This window comes from Bacteroides sp. An51A (assembly GCF_002161565.1).
Classification (GTDB): Bacteria; Bacteroidota; Bacteroidia; order Bacteroidales; family Bacteroidaceae; genus Phocaeicola; species Phocaeicola intestinalis.
In genome coordinates this window covers 242,936-255,657 of record NZ_NFIC01000007.1, presented here as the reverse complement: position 1 = coordinate 255,657, position 12,722 = coordinate 242,936, and the positions used below count along the sequence as shown (strand labels likewise).

Below are 12,722 nucleotides of genomic sequence, written 5' to 3'. Positions count from 1 at the left end.
CGTTCTGTTTTTAATAGTGTTTATATTTCAGATAAATGACAGAAAGCAAGCCGAGTAATATCACATACAGATATTCTGCTGTCCAATAAACGGACAATGACGTGCTGAAACAGCTTATGCTCCACAAATAAATTTGATAAGCCACGATAGTTATCAGTTGGAAGATAAACGTCATGCGTGTCGCCCCCGTACCTGTTACGCTGTTCATATAGACATAGCCGGGCAAGGCAAAGATGTAGTTCAGCAACATGACCACAAACGGCAAATGGGCAATCTGCATCAGAGCTGTGCTTTCCGTATAAATACCGATAATCGGACGATAGAAAATCACGGCAAGGATGACCAGCGGAAAGCCGATGGCATATCCCAAACGGACAACACAGTTACATAGCGGGATGACCTGTCTCTTTTGTCCGGCTCCCAACAAATTGCTTACCAGCGAACCGGTAGTAGCCGCCAGCGAATTGACGATGACAAAGAACACCGTCGAGACACTGCGTATGACATTGGTAGCTGCCAGTTCCATTTCTCCCAAATGCTCGACAGCTACGAAGAAAGCAAGCCACGAGGCCACTCCGATAAACGAATGGAACATGCTCCAAACGGACACCCGGCAGACATGTAGCAATACAGCTTTGTCAAAGCTCCAAGACAAGCCATAAAACCGTTTATCCATTTTACGTAAAGCGTGAATTGCCAGTACCGCCAGCGAACACGCTTCGGCAAAAGATGACGCGATGGCTGCACCTGCTATCCCCATGTCCCAATGAAATATGAGCAGCCAGTTGCCCGGAATATTTACCAATACGGCTGTCAGAGCCGCCATGTTCAAGGCTTTTGTACGGGTAATGCCGACCAAGAAAGAGCGCAAGGCAAGGAACGGAAAAGAGAACAACAGTCCCCAAATTCGCCCGTCCAAATAATCAATCACGGCATGATAGACTTCCGCAGAAGTAATCAGCCTACTTAGAATAATCGGAGAAAGCAGTTTGGAAAACAGACATAAAAAGACAGCAAGTCCCGACAGGAAAAACAATCCTTGAAAGAATGTTTTTCCTGTTTCGGAATAATGCCGCTCGCCGTTGCGCCGTGCAATAACAACCTGTAAACCCAAACTGAAACCAAAGCCGAGCATATAGATAGCCAGATACCAAATCCCGGCAAGGGCGGATGCCCCCAATTCTATTTCTCCCACATGCCCTAAGAAAATGGCATCGGTAATATTGATAAGTTGTTCGATAAGGATACTCATCATTACAGGAAAGTTAATGAGCCAAATATGCTTATATGTATAGTTCATTGTTCAACTTGATAGGATGCGGCAAGTCCTGCTGCACAAGGCGGCATGATACATCGCATAATTATGAATTTGGAATAATGGCAAAACAAGATAGGACAAACCTGTTATCAGTCTGTCCGTTACTGAATAGCTATGACAAAATGCTATCCGTTAAGCGCAGCTATATGCACACTTGCCATTTCATACGGGTTGAACAATCTTTGTTTTTAATATCCAAATACAAAGGTAGTAAAAATAGAAATGGTTCGATACATTTCTGTATTTTTATAATCTTCCGTTATCATTCCATTCTCCGTAGAGAAGTCCTTTTCGGGTATTTTCTATGAATTTGTTCAGGCGACTTTCAAAAAGTTCGGGTTGATTCTTCTTGATTTGGATAGTATCAATTCTGATTCGCTTATATAAGTCAGGAAATTGGCAGAAGTTATTCCACACTACCGGATCGGATTGTAGCCTTTGTAATATTTCCTCGTCTATGATGAAACCATCAGGCGACATATCCGGTAAAACGGCTCTTCCGGCATCAGTCATCAATCCTAACCGCTCCATTCTACGGCATCTTTCCTTGTTAAGCTCGGACCAATTGCTCTTCGGTTTTCTGGGACAAAGTTTCTGGGCTGTTACATCATCTGATATTTTCTTAGTTGTGCTGTCAATCCAGCCGAAGCATAGGGCTTCTTCTACAGCATCAATATACCAGAAAGTATTGTCATCTGTAGGTCTGCCACGTTTCACGACTACCCAGCATTCTTTTTCCGTTTTATGGTTCTGTATTAGCCATTCACGCAGCTCTGTTCTTGATTTGGCATCCAATAAATTATGAATTTCCATTGTCGTTTATTGCTTCAATTTGCATTTTGCAATGTTGGCCTCCCTGTAATATGGATTCGCAAATAGTTACCCGAAATGCCTTGTCTTTCCATAATGAATGCAGGACGTAAAGAATGCTTTGCCGGGAGCATTCACAGAGCATAGGTGTAGAAACATAGCCTTGATTGTGCAGGCCGCAGGTACATTCCAGAAAATACAGGTTATAAACAGAACCTTTCTCTATCGTTTCGCATCTTACACCGGGCAATTTATTGGCTTTAGAGAAAAACAGGTCAAGGTCTCCAGCCGCCTGTTCATACAAGTCTTTATAAATTTGAAGCGTGCCACATTGTACACAGTTTTTACCACACTCATGGAAGAACGTTTCCCTTTGCCCTTCCGTCAGTTTGGCGATGCCTTTCTCAAATCCTTTGAACCAATCGGATAATTCCATATAATTTGGTATTATATTACTCACCCTGCATCTTCTGTCCCCTTTTTCCGTCTCGGCCCTTTGGTCCGGCCTCTGTTCAAATCGACGTTGTATTTGTTAAGAATGCGAAATATCGAACTTCTGCTGCTGAATCCGCTGACATTGGCAATGTCGTCCATAGAATAACCGGCATTGTACATATCTACGATGGTTCTTTCCCGTTCAGTCCGGGATAAAGTCTTCACCGTCTTGGCCGGAGATTTGATGTTCTTTTGGAGCAGCATGATATGGCTGGAAGATTTCCGCAATGCGGCTATTTCTTCCGGAAGGGCTCCAATCATTTCAAGAACCTCCGCTGCCGTAGTTTCCTTGAACAGTTCATTACGGCTGTCAATTCGGTCATGGATGGAAATCAGACGCACGACCTTGATCCTGCACATCTCTATGCAGACGGCAAGTTCCCGCACCCCACGAACCGCGTTACTGAACTTCGATACCACAAGCTCGTCGCCCCGGTCAAGGGCATTCATGAGCTGTTTCCATTGCGGACGCATCAGTTCATGGTCTGTCTCTTCCTCAATCACCTGTACACAGCCGAATTTCAACATCCATTCCTTATCGGCCTCGTATGAGTCATAGTGATTAGCCTTGAATATGTATCCAACTTTTGCCATTGTCTTATGCTGAAAATAATAACCGATGCAAAGATAATGTTTTTTGTTTGTCTGAAATCATACTCCGACATATTTATTCTAAAAATCGTATTCTGAACTTACTTTTTCTTTCACTTGTTTTCATTGGAAATCATACTGTTGAATATGAATAAAAATAATTATCAAAATGCGGTTTTATATCGCGTTTTATGGCAAATATTGTATAGTTTTGTGTCGTTTTTAGTCTGAAATTGCAAGATGATAGATACAAAATCATATTCAAAATCAAGGTCTCTTTTGGCCGGGTTGGTTGCCGCATCGGTAGCCATGTTCCTGTCCGTATCTTGTAGTAACGGAAATGGCAGTGCCGAATCGTCAATGAAAGAAGATCCTGCCGGAACATACGGAAAGTTCCTAAGTGAAATCAGAAACATGGACAGCCTCTCGACGGAAGAGCTGGCAATTAGTATCAACCGGTGGCAGTCCCTCAAGGATTCCGTCTTTTTCTATGCGACACAGAACACTTCCGGCAATCCCCATTCCGACCTGTACGGTAAATGCAACGAGGTTCACGATTCTCTCCACACGGAGTTCACCCGTCTGGCAGGGTCAGCACCGCGTTCCTATCAGGACGTGTTTGTGCTCAAGGAAAGGACTTCTCCCTATTGCGACGACAAAGAACTGGCAGACGCGGCAGACAGTATAAGGCCTTTTTTTGTTTCTCTTGACAGTATTCCGCCCCTTGCCATTGATGGCAACGGCATTCGTTCAGCGTACCGCCGGTTGCTTGCCGGGACATTGCAGGGCGGAATACATAATCTTACCGACTTGAAAACATTCATCAGGGACGAGGATGTCATGTTCCGCACCTTTCTTGCGCACCTTGACGGTCAGACCGAAGAGGATGTGTCGGATTTGACAAAAGACACGGAACGGTGCTGTTCGTTGGTTTTCCTCGCTGCGGAGAAAAAGGAAATATCCTACCGGGATGCGATGATATACATGGCCATGCGTACCAACCGCCGGATTATACAGAATGCGGTTGCCTGCCTTGATGACATCCGCGAGGACAAAGTAAAATCCAAGGCGCAGGCATTCGGATATGCGTGCATGATACTGCAGCCCTACATCTCGATGGACGGCATTTGTATGGCCTTGCTTTCCGGATACGAAAAAGAGAAGTTGCGCCACATTGCGGAACAGACGCCTGCGGCTTTTACCCGGCTGGGAGATGTTCTGCAGTCGGACAATAACGGACTGGCGGAACTGCCCGGCACGCTGATGGGGATATACATCCGGACATTATGAACGAAACACAAACAGACATGAATATGCTACGACATTTTCTGAACGATTTCCTTTCTTTCGTCCCGTTGCAGTTGCCGCAGCTTCTCGATGTGACGACAATGGAGGAACCGCAGTTCTACGGAGACTATGTACTGCTTACATTTCCTCTACGCGACACCTACGAGTTGGAAGAGGTAATGGACATGTTCGAGGACGACATGGAACTGATTACGCTGTACCACCATATCCCGATGCCGACGGAGCAGTACGGGCACAGTACCTGTGCGTACTCCAATCCCGCATTCGGGCAGATGTTCAAGATGAACGCTAAGACCGATGCCGATGGCAGGGTCAGCTGCGTTTTCGCCACTATTTACGATTCGCTCGATCTGATGTACGGCGACCTTTGCCTTGATCTCAAACTGCATTCGAAAAGTGGCACATTGAAATACAGGAGGAACAAGGAAGACTTATTGATGGATTTTATATGAGAAATACATTGTACCGACAGATGGTGTACTGGATCAATGCACACAGGACATGGATTGAGGTGGCCGATGCCAGCCTTTACAGGGAGCACGTCATCGCAAGGAGCGACAGGACAGACTACCTCGTTTCCCGCACGCTGGTCCTACGGGCATTCAAGCCGAACGGAGGCTGTGCCGAAGGCACCGTGTGGAACATTCCCGAACACGATTTGGACAGGGCGTTGGCCACATTGCGCAAGCAGGACAGGCAGTTCCGTCAGCGAATCAAGAAAGCCGCCATGTATCTCACGGCTCCAGATGCAGAAGCCATCATACTGTTGGCCACACACGGCATTGTACGTTTGGAGCTGCTTGAACAGCCCATACATTTGACATCAAAGCCATCCTACCTATGACCAGCCTTCTATTACAATTTGTATTCATAGTACTGCTTGTCATTCTGCCGATGGCGTTGTACAGGAGCCGCCGTTCCTTCATGGCAGTATTCTACCGTGCCATGACAGACAATGCCCAGGCCCGCAAATTCTACACGCAGGTGCTTGTGGTCCTGTTGCTCCTTTTCCATTATGTCTATACGACCGGACATCCCGGACAGTTCGGCACGGTATTGTCTGCCATCGTATGTGCCGCCATGTTCTCCGCCAGGAGGACGGACAGATGGCTCCGCAAGCTGCTCGACCGTCCGAAGGCATTTGTCGCCTGCGGCGTCTTCGCACTGGCTGTATGTATCGTGCCGCAGTTGTTCACCCTGTCCGCTACCGTCTCATATATCCTTCTGGCAGCCCTGTTCTATCCCTCCGGCAGAGTTCTGGCCGAATGGGAGGACCGGGACAGGAGACTTTACCTGTCGGAACATCCGGATGAGATGTCCGACATCTACCATTGCAATCATCACGCGAGGCTGCCATGATAATGCGGACAGAAGCGGCCTTATTTTATCCGCACAATAGTCAATCACAAAAAACAGAATGAAGATGAAGAATAAAGAAGAAATGACCGCAACCATATCGACATGTATCGGTCTGTTCGACTTCCTCAAGGAAAAGGTCGGTGAACGCAAGACAAGGACGGAAGCCTATTGCGACCTGTTGGACAAGTCACTGGCAGGCTTTGTTTCCCCTTTTTTAAGAAATCAGGATTTCGAGCTCAGGCCGAGGCAGTGCCATGTGACCGTTTCAGACCTCGCAACCGAATGGCGGTGGCACAGGGCCACTGTCCGTTCCTTTCTGGATACGCTGGAATCATTCGGACAGCTGGAAAGGACGAAACTGCCGAAAAGCATGGTCCTCACCATGCACCTGCATGATGGCAGCCATGCCGTACCCGATATTGTACAGGGAACCGCAGGCATTGTCCGACAGTTGAACGGAATCCTGTCCGAATGGATAAACGGCAGCATCACTTCCGATGACGCCGGTATTGCGTGTGGTCAGATTGTACACCAGGCCATCACCGATGCCGGACTCAAGTATGAACTGCCGGAAGACGACTGCCGTGTCACCTTGCAGAAGTTGCCGGAGAGAATGAACGCGCGAGTGCTGGAAATCCACACCGCCGCTGTGGAGTGCATCGTCCTTGCTGCCCTGCGGAAAGTGTTGCGCCGGTCGAAGCCGGAAGAAAGCATGAAGCTCATGCAACACTTCTGTTTTGATCTGGGAGCAAGCTGGCCGTCATTCATTGACCTGTCAAAGACCCTTGCAGAGCAAATTCTGAACTCAGGGAAAGAAAAGGACATCGACCACGACGACGACCGTCAGCTGCTCCTTGACGACCTTCACGACCCGTTCCTGTCGGCTGCGGCGAAAGCCCTGGAGAAATCCGCAGGTGCGGACTGTCGAACCCCATTGTATAACCACGGATAATCCGTCCTTCAGCCGGCGTAGCCGTCCTGCCGTTTATAGCAGGCATCCGGGCTTGCCCGTCTGCCACCAAACAAAGGGATGGGGAGCCTAATACCCCAATGACAGGAGCCATTGGGAGAGATGTCCAGGCAGGCAGCAAGCTGGGACATGAAAGATTATCCAATGCAACAGAAGAAGCAGTATGACAAATGCAAAACAGGTTCTCGACGTTCAGGTCTCCAAAGGCATCACCACCGCCCAAAGTAACGAACATCTGCGTAACCGCAGTGAGAAGGCGGCGGAATATGCCATGAAGAAAGGTAACTACGACCCGACAAGGGAACATCTGAACTTTGAGATAGTAAACGGCAAGGTGCGTCCTGTGGACAAAAGCCGGAGTATTCCGGATAGGATGGCCGACAGTCTCCGTCAGCGGGGTATTAAGGACCCGAACGAAGGACTGGTGGAACCCAAGTACAGGACGGTGGTCAACATTATCCTCGGCGGCTCCCGCGAACTGATGCGGCAGCTTGCCTTTGGAAAGCAGGATGTGGATTTCGAGCAAGGAGCGGATAACAGCCGAATCGTCAGAAAGCCGGAAATTGAACAGTGGGCAAAGGATGCCTATAGATTCATCTGTGACAAGTATGGCGAACAGAATATAGCGGCGTTTGTTGCGCATCTCGATGAACAGAATCCCCATATACATTGTACACTTCTGCCAATTAGGGACGGCAAGTTTGCATACAAGGAGATATTTGCCGGAAAGGACAAATACGAGTACAGCGCAAGAATGAAACAACTGCACAGCGACTTTGCAGAAGTAAACAGGAAGTGGGGACTTTCCAGAGGCAGCAGTGTCTCAGAAACAGGTGCTCGTCACAGAACAACCGAGGAATACCGTCGTATGCTGTCGGAGGAATGTACGACCATTGAGGAACAGATAGCCCGACACAAGGAAGTCCTTTCGGATCTCCAATCGGACATCCGGCTGGCAGAGCGCAGGGTTAAGGGTCTGACCTCTATGGTGGAAAATCTTTTGAAGAAGCAAGCGGAGAAAGAGGCAAGGCTCGCCGTTCTTGAGGACGAATTGAAAGAGCACAAGGGCGATGCCGCTGCCATATCAGCTGAGACGGACAAGCTGAAAAAGGAGCTTGCCTATATCCAGCTTAAACTGGCAGACAAACAGGATAAGCTGAAGCTGGCTGACCGACAGCTGTCCGACCTCAAAGAGAACATGGATGCCATTCAGGAGAGGACAGAACATCTCAAGGAAGAAGCCTACAAATACTCCCGTGATGTCCATTCCAAAGTGGACAGTCTGCTCAAGGATGCGATGCTGGAAAATATGGTGAATGAGTTCCGTGACCTTTCGGCACGGATGACCGGCCCGGAACGGCAGATGTTTGACGGCACTCTTGTACAGTCCATAGCGGAACAAGGGAAAGAGGTCATGCACTGCGCCACCTTGCTATTCCTGGGCATGGTCGATGATGCCACCACCTTTGCCGAAACACATGGCGGAGGCGGAAGCAAGAGCGACCTCAAATGGGGACGGGACGAAGACGAGGACAACCGTGCATGGGCTCTCCGCTGCATGAGGATGGCAAGTCGCATGATGAAGCCTGCAATCGGCAGGAAGCCCAAGCGTTGACCGGCATCCCTGACCCATAAATCAAAAGAATCAACCAATAAAGTATCAGATTATGACGAAACATATCATTTTGTTCTTTGCGGCACTTTGTTCGCTGCACAACCATGCGAATGCTGCACCGTCGGACAGCGATACTGTCCGATATGAAAGTTTCAGTAACGGCATTGAAATGCTACGTCCGATGCAGCCCTCTTATCTTGACGGAGTGGTAGTCCCGACACGCAAAAGCGGCAACTGGTTTGTCAGCCTGTCCGGAGGGGCATCGGCGTTTCTCGGCACGCCGCTCGGCTGTGAAGACCTTTTCGGGAGACTCAAGCCTTCGTACACTATAGGTGTGGGCAAATGGTTCACACCGTCGGTCGGCGTCCGTGTCAATTACAGCGGGCTGCATTTCAAGGACAGTCAACTGTCCACACAGGAATATCATCATGTCCATGCGGATCTGATGTGGAATCTGCTCGGAAACAGGTATGCAAAACAAGACGAGGTTCGCTGGGGGCTTTCCCCGTATGCGGGTCTCGGACTGCTGCACAATGCGGACAACGGACACAACCCTCTTGCCATATCATACGGCATACAGGGCCAGTACCGCATATCCAGGAGAGTAAGCGTCCTGATGGAACTTTCCGGGACGACCACATTCCAGGACTTCGACGGATACGGGAAAGCGAACCGTCTCGGAGACCACATGCTCTCGCTGACGGCGGGATTCTCTTTCAGCATCGGCAAGGTCGGCTGGAAACGCGCTGTTGACCATCGCCCGTATGAAAGGCGCAACGAGTGGCTGACCGGCTATGCGAACACCCTGACAGAACGGAACAGGCAATATGCCGGAAAGCTGGACAAGGAAAGAAGGACTTTGGACGAGCTGAAGAAGATTCTCGAAATAGAAGGGCTGCTTGACACTTACGGACATCTGTTTGAAGACATGGAAGCCGATGACAGGAGGTTTCCCGTAAACAATTACAGCGGACTGAACTCCCTCCGAGCCCGGTTGAAGAACCGTCATTGGGACGGCAACTCGCCCCTTGTAACAGAAACGGGTACAGACAGTCTTCAGGGCATGAATACGGACAGCATCTGCAAAGTGGGAACGGACAGCCTGCCCGGAAAACGGAATGCGGCAATCAACCGCCCGGACACTGTTTCCGCAGCCGGTTATTTCGCCCTCATGCAGCATGGAGACGAATGTATAGGCTCTCCGGTCTATTTCTTCTTTGACCTTAACACCGCCCACCTTACGGACTCTCTGCAAAAGGTCAATCTTGACGCGCTCGCTCATGTAGCCAAGAAGTATGGACTGTCTGTGAAAGTTGCGGGAGCGGCAGATAGCGCAACCGGCACAGCTTCCATCAACAATGCGTTGAGCACAGCCAGAGCCGATTACATTGCCGGTGAACTCATCAAGCGTGGCTTATCGGCAGAAAGCATTACCAGAATGTACGAGGGCGGCATATCGTATTATGTACCGAACGAAGCCAACAGACACACGAAAGTAGAACTTTATTTCAGATAAGTAGTCTTTTTGTTCATAAGTGAAAACAACTTTTTCATTTTTTGAGAGCCTGTCCGTGACGGATCGGCTCTCATTTTCGCTAATATATTTCTATGAATTTGTTTGGGTTGAAGGCCAAATGTTCATTATAGAATACATAGCCGAGTTGGTTTGTGACACATTTTGTCCCGCCGATAATTTTATCAATATTACGATGTGAATGACCGTATATCCAATAATCTATAGGATTGTTTGTAATATAATCGGTAAGATCGACTGTAAAAGCTCCGTTTAACGGACTTCCCGTGAACTCTGGCGCAAGCAATTCAAGTGACGGTACATGGTGCGTAACTACAATGATATGTTCCTTATTGCTTTTGAATATGCTTTCTTTGAGAAATCTAAAGCATTTGTCGTGCTCCATATTGAAGCGCGTCCAGTTAAGAGAATCGTTGTCCCCACATTTGATACGCCGGAAATCCGATATAGCCAGTTCTGTCCGGAATGCATCCTGCCGTTCTATATGAGACCATAGTGTGGTCGCTATTATTTCAGTATGTTCGGACAAAGGAATAACAGCATTATAATAACAAATGACATTAGTCCGTATTCTTGATGTCCAACCGTTATATAAAGAGTCAAGATTGAACATTTTGTAAAACTCATGATTTCCTGGAACAACAATTACTTGCTTGTAATTGTCGGAAGCCCAATCCCAAAACGGATGGCGGCTGTAGTTCTCATCTCCGAAATACCCTATGTCACCTGCCAATACAAGAATATCTCCTGCAACTTTCAGCGGATTATGCTTGATATAACTGGCATTCTCCGCAAATTCCAGATGAAGGTCGGATGCGTATTGTAATCGAGTCATTTTACAAAAAGCTGGTTTTCAGTTGCTCCAACATCTGCTCTCCGGTAATGTTTCGCAAACCGGCCGATTTGAAGAAATCCTGGTTGGGAAGTTCGTCCTTAACTTCATCACAGAAATGTGACACATCATCTTTTAATGTTTGTGGTACATCCTCGAAACTGTCGGAAGGAGCAAGCATGGCTGCAAGCCTGAACACATCCTTTTTGTGTTTCTGTATATGCTTGCTGTCCACTTGTTCCCCTTTCGCCTTTCTATCGGACATTTCAAGAAATGCTTTGCATTTCAGGCAGATAAGGCTCTCTACATTTGCAATGTGAACACCATCTTCAACATAGCTGTGTTTTATCGTGAAATTGTAATAGCCATCATCCATAAGTATGGCAGAAAGGCTTGACAAATCATCATCTGTCGGGATGGGGGTTATGTGGGCGTCTTCCGGAAAGTCCAACAGTCCTATATTGCGTGAGAAAAGCTCTATCTGATAGGGAAACTCCATACTTGCCGGTTTCATAAACCGATAATACTCGTGTTTATGCTGATTGCCTTCACTTGTTCCTATATTGCGCTGCTCATATCCTGCGGCTTTTACCAGTTCCCAAAACCGGGAGACAAATTCGTGGGACAGGGCTTCTACTACGAGAATGATGTCTATGTCTTTGGTTGCCCTTGGAGTCTGCGCATATAGTTCCTCGTGAATTTCACATGCCGTGCCTCCAATTATAACATAGGAATCTTCAAATCCCTTGAAGAACTCCTTGAACTTCTCAATACCTTTTACCATTGTATGTCGTTTAATAGATTATCTAATTCAATTTGAACTCGCTCGTCGTCATTGTCTTTGAGAGACAAATACAATGACAGTTTGTCAACTGTTCCCGTATGGCTCAACAGTTTCGGGTCATATTTCCAGATTTCAATACGGAATAATCCATATTCTTTATTGATTGGAATATCGGACTGATGCATATCAGTCCTGTTGATGGCATACATATCCGAATTTTCCTCATTGATTAGTGTATATTCTGATAGAGCATTTATACCGCATTTCAGGCTTCCGCTCGGAAGGAAATCGGAAAAAGCAATTTTTTCAACCGGAGACACGAGGAAAGGCATGGCTTTCTCCCATAGTTCCTTTCCGTAGTAAATCAATCTTACTTCTTTTGTCTTTTTCCCTTCAAGTGAAACCAAACCGTTTTCGCTCAGCCACCGTAATGAACGATTGATGGTCGCGTATGAGACTTGAAAGATTTCCATCAAATCTTTTGTCTCACATCTATCAATGGACTTTATTTCCAGATTGTAAAGTAGTAAGCACTGTGCCATAGGAGGTATGGTCTCCTTTATATCTATTCCTGTTGCTTTTGCCTTTTTAAGGTCAATCAGCAGAGATGGAATGAACATCTGTTTTTTCGGAATGATGAAATTTGACCTTTGTGAGGTCAGTCTTCCCACATTATAGGATGCTATGTTGTCTGTAACAAGTACGACCGGGCATTCACATTTATGCTCTATTAGATTAAATGTCCGTTTCAGCTGTGCAGGAGATATTTCATTCCCATCATGAGTTAAGGCAAATACAACAGCGTGACCGAGCAATTCAACTTTATAAAGATTGAAGCTCTGTGTTACTGCAATGGGAATAGTATCGGATATGCATTTTTCTAATGGGACAAGAGTTACTTTCTCATCCAAGACGGAGAGAACATAGTCTGTCACCAATTTTATAAATTCATCGTTATTGCACATAATCATATTGATGTGATTTTGTGCAAAAATAGTGATTTTATATTGATAGGCAAAGGTATAGCATCTTTTTTACAGATAATATCCATCTTTTTACTCATTCTCGTACTCATCGGCTGCCTGTCAGCCCTGTTTTTCCGTGCA

Annotated in this window: 14 protein-coding genes; 7 read left to right on the top strand and 7 right to left on the bottom strand. The window is 47.0% G+C overall.

Annotated elements, in window-relative coordinates; all coding sequences use genetic code 11:
- Window positions 1-10: 10 nt before the first annotated feature.
- The 4 genes from B5G04_RS15105 to B5G04_RS15090 all read right to left on the bottom strand — a co-directional run bounded on the left by B5G04_RS15105 (window position 11) and on the right by B5G04_RS15090 (window position 3,217).
- Window positions 11-1,300, bottom strand: coding sequence for an MATE family efflux transporter (locus B5G04_RS15105; protein WP_087397943.1), 1,290 nt, complete (start codon window positions 1,298-1,300; stop codon window positions 11-13).
- Between the two features lie 264 nt (window positions 1,301-1,564).
- On the bottom strand, window positions 1,565-2,131 hold the full coding sequence (locus B5G04_RS15100) for a YdeI/OmpD-associated family protein (RefSeq protein ID WP_087397942.1): 567 nt from the start codon (window positions 2,129-2,131) through the stop codon (window positions 1,565-1,567).
- On the bottom strand, window positions 2,118-2,564 hold the full coding sequence (locus B5G04_RS15095) for a hypothetical protein (RefSeq protein ID WP_087397941.1): 447 nt from the start codon (window positions 2,562-2,564) through the stop codon (window positions 2,118-2,120). The genes B5G04_RS15100 and B5G04_RS15095 overlap by 14 nt, the downstream gene beginning before the upstream one ends.
- A 20-nt stretch (window positions 2,565-2,584) precedes the next feature.
- Complete coding sequence (locus B5G04_RS15090) at window positions 2,585-3,217, bottom strand: recombinase family protein (RefSeq protein WP_087397940.1); 633 nt, start codon at window positions 3,215-3,217, stop codon at window positions 2,585-2,587.
- Window positions 3,218-3,454: 237 nt separating this feature from the next.
- Between B5G04_RS15090 and B5G04_RS15085 the strand changes: the two genes are divergently transcribed.
- From B5G04_RS15085 to B5G04_RS15055, 7 genes are all read left to right on the top strand, one after another.
- Window positions 3,455-4,504 (top strand): hypothetical protein, encoded by a 1,050-nt coding sequence (locus tag B5G04_RS15085; RefSeq protein ID WP_087397939.1) that lies wholly within the window; start codon window positions 3,455-3,457, stop codon window positions 4,502-4,504.
- Between the two features lie 17 nt (window positions 4,505-4,521).
- Entirely contained in the window at window positions 4,522-4,974 is a 453-nt protein-coding gene (locus tag B5G04_RS15080; RefSeq protein ID WP_072544728.1) for a hypothetical protein, read from the top strand.
- Window positions 4,971-5,366 carry a hypothetical protein gene (locus B5G04_RS15075; RefSeq protein WP_013616450.1) on the top strand — a complete coding sequence of 132 codons (396 nt, stop codon included), beginning with the start codon at window positions 4,971-4,973 and terminating at the stop codon, window positions 5,364-5,366. Before B5G04_RS15080 ends, B5G04_RS15075 begins: the two co-directional genes overlap by 4 nt.
- Window positions 5,363-5,881 (top strand): hypothetical protein, encoded by a 519-nt coding sequence (locus tag B5G04_RS15070; RefSeq protein WP_185150407.1) that lies wholly within the window; start codon window positions 5,363-5,365, stop codon window positions 5,879-5,881. The genes B5G04_RS15075 and B5G04_RS15070 overlap by 4 nt, the downstream gene beginning before the upstream one ends.
- 64 nt (window positions 5,882-5,945) lie before the next feature.
- The gene (locus B5G04_RS15065) at window positions 5,946-6,833 is read left to right on the top strand and encodes a hypothetical protein (protein ID WP_087397972.1); all 888 of its coding nucleotides are present in this window, start codon (window positions 5,946-5,948) and stop codon (window positions 6,831-6,833) included.
- Window positions 6,834-7,014: 181 nt separating this feature from the next.
- Window positions 7,015-8,466, top strand: coding sequence for a MobV family relaxase (mobV, locus tag B5G04_RS15060; RefSeq protein ID WP_087397938.1), 1,452 nt, complete (start codon window positions 7,015-7,017; stop codon window positions 8,464-8,466).
- A 52-nt stretch (window positions 8,467-8,518) separates the two neighbouring features.
- Window positions 8,519-9,982 carry an OmpA family protein gene (locus B5G04_RS15055; RefSeq protein ID WP_087397937.1) on the top strand — a complete coding sequence of 488 codons (1,464 nt, stop codon included), beginning with the start codon at window positions 8,519-8,521 and terminating at the stop codon, window positions 9,980-9,982.
- A gap of 79 nt (window positions 9,983-10,061) precedes the next feature.
- Here B5G04_RS15055 and B5G04_RS15050 read toward each other — a convergent pair whose 3' ends face one another.
- Genes B5G04_RS15050 through B5G04_RS15040 form a run of 3 tightly spaced genes read right to left on the bottom strand, consistent with a single transcriptional unit; the run spans window position 10,062 to window position 12,587 of the window.
- Window positions 10,062-10,835 (bottom strand): metallophosphoesterase, encoded by a 774-nt coding sequence (locus B5G04_RS15050; protein ID WP_087397936.1) that lies wholly within the window; start codon window positions 10,833-10,835, stop codon window positions 10,062-10,064.
- Window position 10,836: 1 nt separating this feature from the next.
- Entirely contained in the window at window positions 10,837-11,616 is a 780-nt protein-coding gene (locus B5G04_RS15045) for a hypothetical protein (protein WP_087397935.1), read from the bottom strand.
- Window positions 11,610-12,587 (bottom strand): hypothetical protein, encoded by a 978-nt coding sequence (locus tag B5G04_RS15040; RefSeq protein ID WP_087397934.1) that lies wholly within the window; start codon window positions 12,585-12,587, stop codon window positions 11,610-11,612. The genes B5G04_RS15045 and B5G04_RS15040 overlap by 7 nt, the downstream gene beginning before the upstream one ends.
- Window positions 12,588-12,722: the final 135 nt, after the last annotated feature.